Annotated in this window: 10 protein-coding genes; 5 read left to right on the top strand and 5 right to left on the bottom strand. The window is 72.0% G+C overall.

The genetic code is table 11. The features are described from left to right. Positions 1–17: 17 nt before the first annotated feature. From NV348_RS21445 to imuA', 3 genes are all read right to left on the bottom strand, one after another. On the bottom strand, positions 18–629 hold the full coding sequence (locus NV348_RS21445) for a Uma2 family endonuclease (protein WP_447148489.1): 612 nt from the start codon (positions 627–629) through the stop codon (positions 18–20). A 90-nt stretch (positions 630–719) separates the two neighbouring features. After that, entirely contained in the window at positions 720–2,291 is a 1,572-nt protein-coding gene (locus tag NV348_RS21440; protein WP_447148488.1) for a DNA polymerase Y family protein, read from the bottom strand. 238 nt (positions 2,292–2,529) lie between these two features. Continuing rightward, the gene (gene imuA' / locus NV348_RS21435) at positions 2,530–3,279 is read right to left on the bottom strand and encodes a DnaE2-dependent mutagenesis accessory factor ImuA' (protein ID WP_447148487.1); all 750 of its coding nucleotides are present in this window, start codon (positions 3,277–3,279) and stop codon (positions 2,530–2,532) included. 211 nt (positions 3,280–3,490) lie between these two features. Here imuA' and NV348_RS21430 point away from each other — a divergent pair, with 211 nt between their 5' ends. Beyond that, positions 3,491–4,621 carry a serine/threonine-protein kinase gene (locus NV348_RS21430; protein WP_218717327.1) on the top strand — a complete coding sequence of 377 codons (1,131 nt, stop codon included), beginning with the start codon at positions 3,491–3,493 and terminating at the stop codon, positions 4,619–4,621. Here NV348_RS21430 and NV348_RS21425 read toward each other — a convergent pair whose 3' ends face one another. Both NV348_RS21425 and NV348_RS21420 read right to left on the bottom strand, forming a co-directional pair. Then, complete coding sequence (locus tag NV348_RS21425; protein WP_374104838.1) at positions 4,622–5,263, bottom strand: response regulator; 642 nt, start codon at positions 5,261–5,263, stop codon at positions 4,622–4,624. It lies immediately after the preceding gene. A 218-nt stretch (positions 5,264–5,481) separates the two neighbouring features. Beyond that, positions 5,482–6,789 (bottom strand): ATP-binding protein, encoded by a 1,308-nt coding sequence (locus tag NV348_RS21420; RefSeq protein WP_447151113.1) that lies wholly within the window; start codon positions 6,787–6,789, stop codon positions 5,482–5,484. 713 nt (positions 6,790–7,502) lie between these two features. On the opposite strand from NV348_RS21420, the gene NV348_RS21415 reads away from it, so the two are divergent. The 4 genes from NV348_RS21415 to NV348_RS21400 all read left to right on the top strand — a co-directional run bounded on the left by NV348_RS21415 (position 7,503) and on the right by NV348_RS21400 (position 14,047). Next, positions 7,503–8,132: an MspA family porin gene (locus NV348_RS21415; RefSeq protein WP_447148486.1), complete on the top strand. Its 630-nt coding sequence runs from the start codon at positions 7,503–7,505 to the stop codon at positions 8,130–8,132. An 82-nt stretch (positions 8,133–8,214) separates the two neighbouring features. Next, positions 8,215–12,066 (top strand): nSTAND1 domain-containing NTPase, encoded by a 3,852-nt coding sequence (locus NV348_RS21410; protein ID WP_447148485.1) that lies wholly within the window; start codon positions 8,215–8,217, stop codon positions 12,064–12,066. Positions 12,067–12,138: 72 nt separating this feature from the next. Beyond that, on the top strand, positions 12,139–13,842 hold the full coding sequence (locus NV348_RS21405; protein WP_447148484.1) for a PspC domain-containing protein: 1,704 nt from the start codon (positions 12,139–12,141) through the stop codon (positions 13,840–13,842). After that, positions 13,835–14,047: a hypothetical protein gene (locus NV348_RS21400; protein WP_447148483.1), complete on the top strand. Its 213-nt coding sequence runs from the start codon at positions 13,835–13,837 to the stop codon at positions 14,045–14,047. Before NV348_RS21405 ends, NV348_RS21400 begins: the two co-directional genes overlap by 8 nt. Positions 14,048–14,279 lie beyond the last annotated feature (232 nt).

Here is a 14,279-nt window from a genome sequence, read left to right as displayed (position 1 = left end):
GGTCCGCCTTCGTGCTGTCAGAACGTGAGGTCTGTCCACGGGATGCGGACCGGGAACGGAAAGTCGATCTCGACGCCGTGCTCATCTGCAGGCGACCACTCCCCGGCGAGCAGATAGTTGGCCGATCGCAGCGGGCGAACTCCCGGCGGCAACTCACCAGGATGAGTTTCGAGCACGTAGGCACGCACCGTATCGATCGCGCTGACAGTTCGCGACAACGCCACTTCCCAGTACCAAGGGATCCCCGCCGAAGCGTAGCGCGCCTTCTTGGACTCGATATCGACCTGCCGGTTCGCCGGAGACAGCACCTCACCGGCAAGAACGACATCGGCGCCGCGCACATCCTGATAGGGCGAAGGCAAACACCGGACGACGAGAAAGTCGGGCGTCACAAAATCTGCTTTCCCCGTAGCACCGAGGAACACGTTCGTCTCCAGTGCGACCCGCCAGCATCGTTCCGGGTGCGCGGACAGGTCTTTGCGTGCTGCCTGTTCGAGTGCGCTGGTCAGTCGCATCGTGAATACCTGATGTTCGAGCGGACCGCGCCGGACCCACACGACACGGCCTTCCCACAGTTCGATCTGAGCGGCGATGTCGTCGGGCAGTAGTTCCAGTTCCTCCCAGGTCATCTGTTCCGGGAGGTCGGGCCGCTCGCCGTGCGGGACAGACATGGGGTCATCCTAGTACCAAGGTTCTCGGTACAGCCCGGGTCCGGCAGCTCATTCGTAGACGCCCTCGGCGTGCCAGGCGGCGGCGTCGTAGACGAGCAGGACGGCCCTGATCTCGGTGGGTTCGGCGTCGAGCTGGACCTGGGCGCGGGCGGCCGGACCCACCTGCTCGGCAGCGGCCCACCAGCGCTCGTCCACCGGCCACGGACCCGCCCAGCCGAGCAGCGCCCACTGCCTGCGACCCCAGTGCAGGCGGGCGGGGTCGGCGGTGAACAGGCCGCGATCGGTGACCTCGACGGCGGTGCCGTCGGCGGCGGTCAGGTGCACGGTGGGGCGGTGCAGGAGCAGCAGCGTCGGCGCCGGTTCGGGGAGCCGGCCGGGCCAGGGCTGGGACGGGTCGGCGGCCGGGGTGAGTTCGTCGCCAAGGGCGATCATGGTGATCCGCTCGGCGGGCCCGCGCCCGCCGCTGAGCACCCCGACGCGCACCGCCTCACCACCGAGCAGGCCCTGCACCCGGACCAGCGCGCGGCGGGCCCGTTCGGTCTCCTCGCCCTCCCCGCCCCAGAGGCCGAGTTGCAGCTCGCCTGCGGCGACCACCTCGACCGGTTCCAGGCGCAGCGCGACGATCGGAGCGGTCGGCCGATCGCGGTGGGTGAGCCAGCCGTCGAGCTGCCAGCGGATGCGGTCGGCGGTGTCGGGCGGGGTGAGCGGGCGCGCGCAGCGCCAGATCCGCGAGAGCTCCTCCCCCGCCTCGGTGCGCGCGGTGACGGCCAGCCGGGTGCAGGCCACGCCCGCGGCGGTGAGGGCGGTGTGCAGCTGGGTCGCGAGGGTGCGACCGGCGAACGCGGCGGCGTCGACCCGGTCGATCGGCGGATCGCAGTCGAGGTCGACGCTCAGTTCCGGCGGTGGGCGCCGCGCCGAGGGCGGTCGTTCGGGCAGGCCGCGGGCGACGCGGTGGGCCAGCACCGCGTCGGCGCCGAAGCGCGAAGCCACCTCGGCGGGGGTGAGCCGGGCGAAGTCGCCGACGCGGCGTAATCCCAAGCGGTGCAACAGATCGACCAGGTCGGCGCGTTCCGGTGGCGCCAGCGCGGGTTCGGCCGCCAGCTCGGCCACCGGGAGCGGCGCCAGATAGCGGGCGCCGTCGCCGACCGGGACGAACGCGGCGCGGCGGGCCGCGAGCACCGCGGTCGACACGGCGTCGGCGATGCCGATCTGCGCCTCGGCACCCGCCACCGCCACGGCGTCGATCAGCTCGACCGCCGCCGCCTCCTCGGAGCCGAAGAACCTGGTGGCGCCCCGTGCTCCGAGCACCAGCAGACCCGGGCGCAGCACTTCGACGCCGGGCACCGTCGCGTCGACCGCTCCGGCGATCGGCTCGAACAGGCGGGCATCCCGGTCCGGATCAGCCTGGGCGACAACCAGATCGGGGCAGCGCGACTGGGCTTCCCGGCGAGTCACGCCCGCGCGCACACCCTCGGCCCTGGCGATCGCCGACGACGACACCACCCGGTTCCCGTGCAGCACCGCCACCGGACGATCCGCGGGCACCCCGGCCACCGCGGCCGCCGCCACCGCGGGCCAGTCGGGACACAGCAGCGCCAGGACACGCTCTGCCCGTGTCATCGTCTGCCACCGGCTCGAACACCGACCGCCAGACGGTCACGACCGGTCGGCGTCCACCGTCGGGACAGGAACCGCCCCGGTCGGATGCCGGCGGGCACGGAACCACCGATCGAGGCCGGTGCCGTTCCGGAGCCTATGGGACACACCGTGACCGGAGGAGCCGCCGTCCGGTGACCAGTGCTCGGCGGGGCAGGCGGGCAGGCGATCGGCGCCTGACCGGTCGGCCACCGCCGGCCGGTCACGACACGGCCTCCCGCACGTCGGCCGCGGCGCGGTTCTCCGCTTCGCGGGCGAGCCATTCGGTGCGACCGGCCCTGGCGCACAGGTCTATCCGGCCGTGCCGGGGTGGGCCCGCCTTGGCGCTGACGAGCACGTCCAGGCAGACCGAGCGCAGGCGGCCGCGGCCTGCGCCGAGACCGCGGTAGCCGGTGACGCGGGTGTCCAGGCGCAGGGTCGGATCGGCCCAGGTTCCGCCCGCGACGACCAGGGTGGCACCGCGGTTGCGGGCGCGGGCGGCGAGGACCCGGCAGCGGGCGGGTGGAACGACCACGCCGTCGAGCCCGAGGACGACCAGATCGAGGCCGTCGAGCAGGACGGCGGCCACCTCGCCCGGATCGGGGCCGGGGTCGGCGATCACCGCCAGCCGGGACAGCTGCGCGCCCATCTCGGCGGCGGCCAGCAAACCCAGCCGGGGCAGTCCGACCACCGCGGCGTGGCCACCGCCGCCGGTCACCGCGGCGAGCAGACCGGACAGCAGCGAGTGCGCGCCGGTATAGGCGACCACGGCGCCCTTGGGCAATCCGCCGTCGGGCAACAGCTCGGCGAGCGGTGCGGGCACCGGCAGCAGATCGCGACGTAAGGGCTGTTCACGGGGGATGTGACCGGTGGCGGACTCGCCACGGCCGGGCACCGCGGCCATCCGCCTGCGCAATTCGTCGAGCGTGCGCGCGCGGGCCGCCACCTCGGGCGACAACGCATCCGAACCCATCAACACCACCTACTTCCACGATGGACCCGCGAGCGGAGAACCGCCCAGCGCCGGAACGGCAGCACCGTTTCAGCTATCGATCGTATTCGAATATACGTTCGATCGCGACCAGGGTGACACCCACCCCCGGCCCGTGTCCACAGCGGGGCCCCTTATACCCGCGCGTGGTGATACCGGCCAGTCATCGGCATATTCGACTACCCTCGCACCCGTGACCGAACGTGCTCGCCCCCATATCGGCCCCGACTACCTCGTCGCGGGTCGCTACCGCCTGCAGTCGAAATTGGGCGGCGGTGGCATGGGTGCGGTCTGGCTCGCGACGGACCGGTTGCTGAACCGGGAAGTCGCGATCAAGCAGGTGCTCTCCACGGCCGGATTGAGCGAGGCCGAGGCCGAGCGCATCCGCAGCAGCATCGTGCACGAGGGCCGGGTGGCCGCCAAGCTGTCGCACGAGCACGCGATCGCCGTCTACGACGTGGTGATCGAGGCGGGTGAACCCTGGCTCGTCATGGAGTACTTACCCTCGCGCAGCGTGGCCAAGGCGCTCACGCTGTTCGACACGCTGCCCGCGGTCGAGGTCGCCCAGATCGGCGCGCAGGTGGCCGACGCGCTCGCCGCCGCGCACGCCGCGGGCATCGTGCACCGCGACATCAAGCCGGGCAACATCCTCGTCGCCGATCGCGGTCCCGATCTCGGCAAGGCCAAGCTCAGCGACTTCGGCATCTCCCGCGGCGCGGGCGACACCCACGGCGACGACCCGGAAGGCACCATCACCGGCACCCCCGCCTACCTGCCGCCCGAGGTCGCCCGCGGCGCCCAGCCCACCGAGGCCAGCGACGTGTTCTCCCTCGGCGCGACCCTCTACACCGCGCTGGAGGGTCAGCCGCCGTTCGGTTTCGACGACGACGAGAACGATGTCGTCACCCGGGCCGCGATGGGCCGGATCATCCCGCCCAGCCGCAGCGGCATCCTCACCCAGCCGCTGCTGCACATGCTCGAACCGGCGCCGCAGCGCCGCCCCACGATGGCCCAGGCGCGCGACGAGATCCTCACCGCCGCCTTCGGCCCCGGCACCGCCGCCTACATCCTCGGCGTGCCGCTGCGCACCGAGGACGGCACCATTCCGTCCTGGGCGGCCCGCAACTCCGCCAGCGGCCTGCGCAGCCCGCATTCCGCACCGCTGCCGCGCCCGCAGCGCGCCCCGCTGGCCGCCGCCCAGGCACCGGCCCAGCGCAGCGGCAGCTTCGTCGACAACCTGCCCAACGGCGCCCCGCTGGCCATCGGCGCGGGCGTGCTGATCGGCCTGGTCATCCTCATCGCGATCATCATCGCGGTGATGTGATCACTCGATCCGGCGGCGGTGGGCCCATCGGGTCAGCGCGTTGCGATTGGACTGCTGGGTCTTGCGGAGCACGTTCGAGGCGTGGGTTTCCACGGTCTTCACCGAGATGAACAGGGTTTCGGCGATCTCGCGATAGGTGTAGCCGCGAGCCAGCAGGCGCAGGACCTCGAGCTCACGCGGGGTGAGCGAGTCCAGCTCGGGATCGAGCGGTGGCTCGGGGACCGGGGAGCGGCCGGTGAACGAGTCGAGGACGAAACCGGCCAGCCGCGGGCTGAACACGGCGTCCCCGCCGGCGACGCGCCGGATGCCGTCGGCCAGTTCGGCGCCGGAGATGGTCTTGGTGACGTACCCGCGCGCGCCCGCCCTGATCACCGCGATCACGTCCTCGGCGGCATCGGACACACTCAGCGCCAGGCATACCGGGCCGTCGGCGATCCCGGTCAGCACCGCGACACCGCCACCGTCGGGCATGTGCACGTCCAGCAGCACCACATCCGGCTTCGCCGCATCGATCCCCGCGACCGCCTCGGCCACCGCGCCCGCCTCGCCGACGACCTCCATGTCGGTCTCGCGGCTCAGCTCGGCGCGCACGCCCGACCGGAACACCGCGTGATCGTCGACCAGGAACACCCGAACACTCACTGACAGCTCACTCTCATCCCACCGGCGATCGACTTGGTCTCATCGGTACCACACAACCGTGAATGTCGTCGCGGACCGAGGGCAGAGCGCCCTCGAATGCGCTCGGCGGCAGCCGTTCCGGTGCCATCGAGGTGTCACCGGTCCGCGGCTTCGACGGCCCGCGCACGAGCCGGTGGCACGGTCGAACAGCGTGCCACCGCCTCGGTCGACGCGGGGGCTCACGCCTCGGGCGGGAGTGGTGCATCGCCCGTGTCCGCGGCTACCGCTGGATCGGGCTCGGTGGTGCCGGAGTCCGAGCGCGGCATCACGATGCGCACCTCGGTGCCGCGGCCGATGGTCGAGTCGATGACGGCGGTGCCGCCGCGGCGTTCGACGCGGGCGCAGATCGACTTCGCGACACCGCGCCGGTCGGCGGGCACGGCCGAGGTGTCGAAACCGGCGCCACGGTCGCGGACGAAGATGCTCACCTGATGCGGTTCGGTCTCGGCGAACAGGTCGATCTCCGGGACGCCCGCGTGCTTGGCCGCGTTGACCAGCGCTTCCCGGCTGGCGCCGAGCAGGGCGGTGAAGTGTTCCTTCGGCAGGCCCGCGCCGGTGTCGCCGGGGTCCATCGCGACATCGCCGACGGTCACCGGGGTGACCTTCACCCCGTGCTGGTCCTCCACCTCGCCCGCGATGGTGCGCAGCGCGGCGGCCAGACTGGACTGGGCGGGGGCGGTGTCGTCGAACAGCCATTTGCGCAGCTCGCGTTCCTGGCTGCGGGCCAGGCGCAGGACCTCCTGCGGGTCCTCGGCCTGCCGCTGGATCAGCGCGAGGGTCTGCAGTACCGAATCGTGCAGGTGCGAGGCGATCTCCTCGCGCTCCTCGTTGCGGATGCGGGCGCCGCGCTCGGCATTGAGCGCGCGCACCATGCGCAGCCACAGCGGCACCGTCAGCAGGCCCGCGCCGACCAGCGTGACCGCGACCGCGATCAACGCCGACCCGAGCGAACTCAGGTCGATCCTGGCCAGCACCACCACGCCGAGACCGACCACGATCAGCGTCGCCCCGGCCACGATCCGCGACCAGGTGACCACCGACGGTCGCGCGGGCAGGCCGAACAGCGCGCGGGGGCCCGGCGCGGCGACGTCGTACTCGCGCCAGACCAGCGCGGCGCCGACCGCGACCACCACGATCGGGGCGATCACCTTCGCGGCGGTGCCCTGGAACAACCAGCCGACGGTCACCGCGAGGCCGAGGCCGAGCAGGGCGAGCCCGATTGCCTGCCTGCGCTCGTCGCCGGTCGGCTTGGCCGCGTCGTCGCCGCCCGGGGTGAAGATCCACAGCAGGCCGTAGGCCACCAGGCCCGCACCGACCAGGGCCGACAGCAGCACGAACGCCATCCGCACCTTGAACACGTCGACGCCGAGATGATCGGCCAGCCCACCGGCGACACCACCGACCACCCGGCCACCGGTCCGGCGGACCAGTCGCGGGGTCGGCGGCAGCGGCGCGCCGACGGGCTCGGGACCCGGCGTCGGCAGCATGCCCGGCCGATAGCCGCGCGGCACGCCGTACCCCGACGGCGCCGGGTATCCCGCGGGGTAATAGCCGGGCGCGGGGCGATACTGCGGCTGCGGAACGTAAGGGTGCGGCGTGCCGTAGACGGTCTGGCCGTTGCCGAGCGCCCGCGCGACGAATCGCTGCGGCCCCTTCGCGGTCCGGTGTCCGCCGGGATTCATCGCGGCACCGGGGCCGCTGGTGTAGCGGGGCGCGCCGGCGACCGGTGGCGGCGCGTAGCGCGCGCCACCGCCGGACGCCTGCCCATACCGCGCGGGTGCGACCGACGCGGCCGGGCTCGTCGGTGTCGTGACGTCGTTCCCCGGGGCGGCGCCGTACCCGTGCGGGGCCGACCCCTGGGCGGCGCGGGCGGGAACAGACGGATCCATCCTTCGATACTGGCACGCTCGCCCGGCCCCCGGCATCGGGAATCTCCCTGATCTTGCCGCTTTCGCGCCGACCGGGCCGACCGGCACGCGCAGGCGGTCGCCTTGGCCGTGCCGCCGCGCATCCGTCGGCGGTGATCCGACCCGATTCCGGCCTGTCCGGTGCGGATTGCTGTCCGGACCGGACAACCGGTCACAGCACTCTCACCTGCGGTTATCACCTCCGGAACGGGTGCGGCGGCAGCCTCGGCACAGGTCGGATTCCTACCTTGATGACGGGCCGGAAACAGCGGCCTTCGAACAGGGGAGGAACGTTGAACATCATCACCACCGTGCTGGGTGCCACCGCCATCGCCGCGGCCACCGTCGGGATCGCTCCCGTCGCGTCGGCGACACCGATAGCCCCGCACGAGACGACCTATCACGGACCCGCCGGCTTCGAACTGACCCTCGGCCACACCGATCAGTCCTACCGGCAGGTGCCCGCGCTCAACGCCATGCCGACCAACCGGGAGGTGTTCCTCGACAACACCGCGTACGTGACGGCGCCCGCCGGGGCGAGCGGCACGCTCGAGTCCGGCTACCTCGTCGCCTGCGCGGTGGACGTGACACTGACGGTGGGACTCGACGGTGGGGTCTCGGTCAGCGCGGGGGCCACCATCGGGTTCGGCTCGTCGGGACCGGACGCGTCGGCCGACATCGGTCCGTCGATCTCGGCGGGGCTCGATCTGAACCTCTCGCTGGCACCCGGCGAGATCAAGAAGATCGATGTGGGGAGCATGCCGCTCGGCGCGGGCACCACCTACCTGGTGAACCGTGACTTCCACCTGATGGTCGGCGACTGCGGTGGCCCGCTCAACATCTACTCCTGGGCCACGGTGACCGCGACCACGCCGCAGGTGAGCGCGACCAACTCGGTCTTCGGCGACACCATGTTCCTCTGACCGGATCGGGACCCGGCGGCGCGCCGGGTCCCGATGCACCAAATATCATTCCCCTCGGTCGTTTTCACCGAACGGGGGTGCCTTGGCCATCAGTGATCCGGAGGGTTCTTCGCCGCGTGCGGTTTTCGCGCAGCGCTTCGCCGAACTCTATGCCGCGGCGGGCAATCCGACCCTGCGTCGCGTCGCCGCCGCCACCGAACGGCGCATGCGCAACACCCAGGCGGGCACACCGTCGGCGCAGCGGATCAGCGACTGGAAGGCCGGGCGCAACGTGCCCGCCCGCTTCGAATCGCTGCTGCCGGTGATCCTGACGCTGGTCGACCTGACCGAGAAGGCCCAGCACCAACTGCCGCGCAGGCTCGCCGACCCGCACGAATGGCGCCGCCTGTGGCAGGAATCGGTGACCTGGACAGCGGCAGCGGGCGAGGGCGACACCTGCCCCTACCCGGGTCTGCGGGCCTTCCGGGCCGAGGAGCGCGCGCTGTTCTTCGGGCGCGAACAGGCCACCACCGCGTTCGTCGACCTGGTCCGCGCCACCATCGGCATCGTGGTGCTGATCGGCGCCTCGGGCGCGGGCAAGTCCTCGCTGCTGGCCGCCGGCCTGCGCCCGGCCCTCGACCTGCCGTCGGCCACCATGACACCGGGTACGGCACCGACCGCCGGGCTGGCCGACGCGCTGACCGACGACCTCCGGGTCCTCGTCGTCGACCAGTTCGAGGAGCTGTTCACCCTCTGCCCGGACGAGTCCGAACGCTCGGCGTTCCTGACCGCGCTCGCCGCGCTGACCACCCGTCCGCACGATCCGCTCACCGTCGTCCTCGCGCTGCGCGCCGACTTCTACGAGCGCTGCCTGCACCATCCGATCCTGCGGAACAGCCTGCAGCACAACGACTATCTGCTCGGCCCGATGTCGATGGAGGAAGTCTCGCGCGCGATCAGCGGTCCGGCGGCCGCCGCCGGTCTCACCCTCGAACAGGGCCTGGAAGAGCTGGTGCTGACCGAGCTGCGCGGGCTCGGCGCGCACGCCGGCACCGACGGCTACGACCCCGGTGCCCTGCCGCTGCTCTCGCACGTGATGGCCGCGACGTGGCAGCAGCGGGAGGGGCGCAAACTCACGGTCTCCGGATATCGCAAGGCGGGCGCGGTGGCTGGGTCGGTCGCCGAGACCGCCGAACTGGCGTGGAGCGAACTCACCCCGGCCCAGCAGGACGCCGCCCAGGAACTGCTCGGCTCGCTGGTCACCGTCGGGCAGGACGCGCGCGATACCCGGCGCGTCGTCGGCCGTACCGAATTGCTCGCGCGCAGTGCCGATTCCGGCGCCGCGGCACAGGCACTCGATGTGCTCGCCGCGAGCAGGCTGCTCTCCCTGGACGCGGACTCGGTCCAGTTCTCCCACGAGATCGTGCTGACCGCCTGGCCCCGGCTGCGCGGATGGATCGATACCGATCGGGTCGGGCACCTGGTCCGGCAGCGGCTCGAGACCGACGCCACCGAATGGGAAGTGGCCGCCCGCGATCCCGCGCTGCTCTATCGCGGCACCCGGCTCGACAGCGCGAGTGAGCACACCCTCGGCACCGCGACCAGCCCGCGCGCCCGCGCCTTCCTCGCCGCCTCGGGGCGATCGGCCCGGCTCGGGCGGCGCTGGCGAGTCGGGGCCGGGGCCGTCGTGATCGCGCTGCTGGCCACCGGGGTGGTCGCCTGGGATCGCGGCAAGCTCGCCGATCAGCGCACCGCGGACCGCGACTACACCGAGCTGGTCGCCGCGGCCCAGCGGACCAGGACCGGCGATCCGTCGCTGTCGGCGCAGCTGTCGCTGGCCGCGTTCCGGATGCGCCCCGACCCGGCCACCCGGACCCAGCTGCTCAACAGCCAGGAGTTGCCGCTCTCGGTCACGGTTCCCGCCCACGACCAACAGGTCGACACGCTGGTCGCCCGCCCGGCGGACGGGCTGCTGGTCTCCATCGATCTCACACGCAAGGCCCTCTTCTGGGACACCACCGACCCGCGACGGCCGCGCCGGATCGAGTCCGACTTCGCGGTCCCCATCGACGTGCTGGCCTTCGTCCCCGGCGGCACCGGCGCGGTCACCAACGGGCCGTCCGGCCTGCAGTGGTGGGACTTCGCCCAGCCACGGTCACCACGGCTGCTCCAGACCCTGACACCCGCACGGCGGCAGTCGATGGCGATCAGTCCGCGCGGCACCCACCTCGTCGAGTCGGACGCGACGACGGTGACGTTCTGGTCCCTCGGGGCGCGGCCGGGTCCCGTGCGCAGCATCACCCTGCCCGGTGACGGCTCCGCGCACGTGCAATCCGTCGTTGAGTTCAGCCCCGACGGCGCCCTGCTCGCCATCGGCAGACTCGTGTTCGACACCGGGGCGCCCGATGTCGTGCAGCTGTGGGACGTCCGTGATCCGGTGGCGGCCCGGCCGGTCGGGGCACCGATCGTCATCCCCGGCAGTGACCATTTCCGCGACCTCGCGTTCAGCCCGGACAGCGCGATGCTGGCCGTCGGCACCTACGGATCGGCCGACCCCGCCGGCCCGCAATCGAGCCGGGTCGAACTCTGGCAGGTCACCGACCCCGGCCGTCCCCGCAGACACGGCTCCCCCTTCCGGGTCGACAACGACGTCCTGCAGTCGATCGCCTTCGCCGAGAACGGCACCGTGCTCGCGACGAGCTCCGCCGACGCGGGCCGCCTGTGGAACATCACCGATCCGGCCCAGCCGGAGCAAGCCGCGCCACCGCTGGCGGTGAGTCCCGGTCCCTGCTTGCAGGCCGTGGCCTCGGTCTGCGACAGCGGCCCGCGCTCGCTCATCGTCCTGCCCGGCACGCCGCTGCTGGCCGGGGCAGGCAACGACGGATCCCTGCGCCTCTGGACGATGCCCCGATCGATCGTCACCACGGCACCGCACTCGGCCTTCACCCCCATCTTCGATCGGGCGGGCGACCGGATGGCCGTGCTGTCCGGCAACGGGTCCATCGCGATCTGGGACACCGGTGACCCCCGGCACCCGGTCCGGCTGGCCACGATCGCCGGTGCGCCGGGCCGGTCGGACCCGGCGCTGAGTTCCGACGGACGGACGCTCTCGGTTCACGACCAGTACATCGCTCAGCGCCTCGTGTTCGACCTCGACGACCCGACGACCCCGCGCCCGCTGGCTCCGTGGCCCGCCGACGACACCACGGAATCGATCGTCGAGGGCGATCGGATGATGGTGATCCACGGCTCCTCGCTCCAGATGTGGGACGTCACCGATCGGGCCGCGCCGGTGCGCCGGGGAGTCCCGATCACCACGACACACGGGACGTTCACCTCGGGCCGTTTCGCCGCCGACGGCGACCGGCTCGAGACCACGTCCTACGACCCGGGCGAGAGCGCGCAGCCGTACCTGCGCCAGGTCTGGAGCCTCGCCGACCCGGACCATCCGCGACTGATCGGCACCGTGGACACCCGCACCACGACGAACTTCCAGCCGTCCCACCTGCTACCCGACAACCGCACGATGATCGTGACGGAGTTCGACAACTTCCGGCTGTTGGCGGCCGGGGAGCCCGGCCCGATCAGGCCGCTCACCGACCGGATCCGCACCGAGATGTCGCCGATCATCGCGCTGTCCACCGAGGTCGGCGGCAACAGCGTCGCCCTGTCCAGCGACGACGGCACGACCGTGCTGTGGTCCATCGACGACCCGCGCGCACCACGCAAGAGTGCCGGGCCGATCGGGCCCGCCGACGGGCGCAATCGCCGGGTGGTCGTGCACCCCGGCGGCGAACAGCTCATCGTGATCACCGACAACGGCCAGCTCGGGGTCTGGGAGCTGGACCCCGAGCAGGTCGCCGCACGGCTCTGCGCCGCCACCGGCGACGCGCTCACCGAATCCGTCTGGCACCGTCACGCCCCGAACGTGCCCTACCGTCCGCCCTGCGCCTGACCGGGGAACCCGGGCAAACCTCAGGGTTCACCCCGATGTGCGAAAGGACTGGTCGAGCACACCATGGAGGACATGAGCAGAACGAGCTTCGGTGACCAGATCCAGCAGATGTGGCATACGCGGCCCGTCCGGCTGCCGCGGCAGGGGCCGATCGCCGGCGTCGCGGCCGGGTTCGGGCTGCGATACGGCGTCGATCCGGTGCTGCTGCGGGTGGCGTTCGTGGTGTCGACGATCTTCGGTGGCGCCGGCATCGTGCTGTATCTGCTGGCGTGGCTGGTGCTGAGTTCGGCGGGGAACGAGGCGTCGGCGGCCGAGGCGCTGACCGATCACGCGCGCGGCACGCATTCGCAGACCAAGACGATCGTGTTGATCGTCGCGCTGGCGATCGCGGTGTCGACCATGGGGCCGGTGGGGCTCGGAATGGGCGGCTCCGGGGTGGTCAGCATGGGGCTGATGCTGGCGGGCTGGTGGATGCTCTACATCCGGCACCCCGAACTGCCCAGCGGTTTCGACACCGTCCGCGCCGAATCGCTCGGCACGGCGGGCTATCCGGCCGCCGGCTATCCGACCGGCGTGCCGGTCCGCGGCTATCCCTACATCCCGGACGTGCCGCCGACCGGGATGTACACGCCCTACACGAAACTGCCGGACGCCTACGTCCCCGATCCGGCCACGACCGTGCTGCCCCGCGAGGAAACCCGCACCGACGCAGCCGAATCCACTCCCCTGCTGCGCGTGGATGCCTCCGAGACGATCGTCCTGCACAAGGACGTCGCACCGGCGACCACCGACGAACCCGGCACCGCCGAACCGTCTTCCGCCGGCACGGCAGCCGACGTGCCCGCATCGGATTCGGCCACGGCGGCCGACGCGGAATCTACCCCGCCGCGCGCCGTGCCGACCGATCCCGCCCGCCCCGTCGACGAGTCGGGCGATCCCACGACGACCATCGATCTCGACAAGCGCGACGCCGGACCGTCCGAGGTGGTGACGCCGGAGCCGATCGCGGATTCCGGGCTCGGCACGACCGCCGTCCTCGGCAAGGGCCTCCCCGTACCCCCTTCGCCCACACCGGGTTTCCCGCGCACCGGCGCACAGGTGCCCAGCGGGGTCGATCCGCTCGGCATCGCGCCGCTGGCCTGGGAGCTCCCCGAGGCGGCACCGCGCTACGCGGTGGCGGTACCGCCACCGCCGCCGAAGCGGCCACGGTCCCGGCTCACCCCGATCACCATCGGACTGGCCATCCTGGCGGCCGCGCTGGCCGGTGCGGTAGCGGCGTCCGGCGTCGAATGGATGACACCGGCGCGGATCGCGGCCGTCGCGCTCGCGGTCGTCGGGCTCGGACTGATCGCGGGCGCGTTCCTGCGGCGCGGCTACGGGCTGCTGGTACTCACCGCGCCGCTGGCCGGGTTCGTGCTGCTGGCCTCGCTGATCGGGCCGATCGACTTCGAGCACAACGGGGCCATCGGTGACCGCGTCTGGGCACCGACCTCGGTGACCGAGCTGCAGCCCCGCTACGCCCTCGACATCGGTTCCGGCACGCTGGATCTGCGCGGACTGGACCTCACCGAGTCGCGCAGCGTCGAGGTCGCGGTGAACATCGGTGACGCGAAAGTGCACCTGCCCGAAGGGATGACAGTGAATACGACATGTGACATCCGGGTGACCGACGCGACCTGCGTCGAAGGCCTGAGCGGGCCGAAAACCCCCGGCGCCCCGGTCCTCGACCTGCACATCAAGATGCACCTTGGTGCCGTGGAGGTGACCCGTGGCTGACCCGACCAGCACCGAACCCCGCCGCACACCGGCGTTCTCGCTGCTCTGCACCGGCCTGATCGCCCTGGCCCTGAGCGTCTGGGCCCTGCTCGGCGCACCGACCCCCGACAACGGCGGCATCCTGCCGATCGGCTGGGGCGTCGTGATCGCGGCGATCGTCATCGGCCTACTGCTGACGTTCTCCCCCCGCCGCAAACGACACTGACGAAGGCACACCGACCACCGAGACACGACAATGGCCCGTCACCGTGACGGGCCATTGTCGTTGGAGGACAACGGCAATGAACGAAAGCACACACCGCGAGCAACACCCGCGCCCCTCGAACGCCCTACCGCTGGGCCGAATCCTGCTCACCCACCGACACAAACCACCGATCGCCCCCACCCCGTTTTCGGCCGCCTCGCCGCCGAGGGGCGAGACGTAACGCCGAAGGCGC

Source organism: Nocardia fodinahabitans (assembly GCF_052983615.1).
This window is presented reverse-complemented; position numbering and strand designations above follow the sequence as displayed.

Coding starts and splice junctions, on each gene's coding strand:
- NV348_RS21405 (WP_447148484.1), top strand. CDS start 12,139: ATGAGCAGAACGAGCTTCGGTGACCAGATCCAGCAGATGTGGCATACG.
- imuA' (WP_447148487.1), bottom strand. CDS start 3,279: ATGGGTTCGGATGCGTTGTCGCCCGAGGTGGCGGCCCGCGCGCGCACG.
- NV348_RS21445 (WP_447148489.1), bottom strand. CDS start 629: ATGACCTGGGAGGAACTGGAACTACTGCCCGACGACATCGCCGCTCAG.
- NV348_RS21420 (WP_447151113.1), bottom strand. CDS start 6,789: ATGCTGCCGACGCCGGGTCCCGAGCCCGTCGGCGCGCCGCTGCCGCCG.
- NV348_RS21440 (WP_447148488.1), bottom strand. CDS start 2,291: ATGACACGGGCAGAGCGTGTCCTGGCGCTGCTGTGTCCCGACTGGCCC.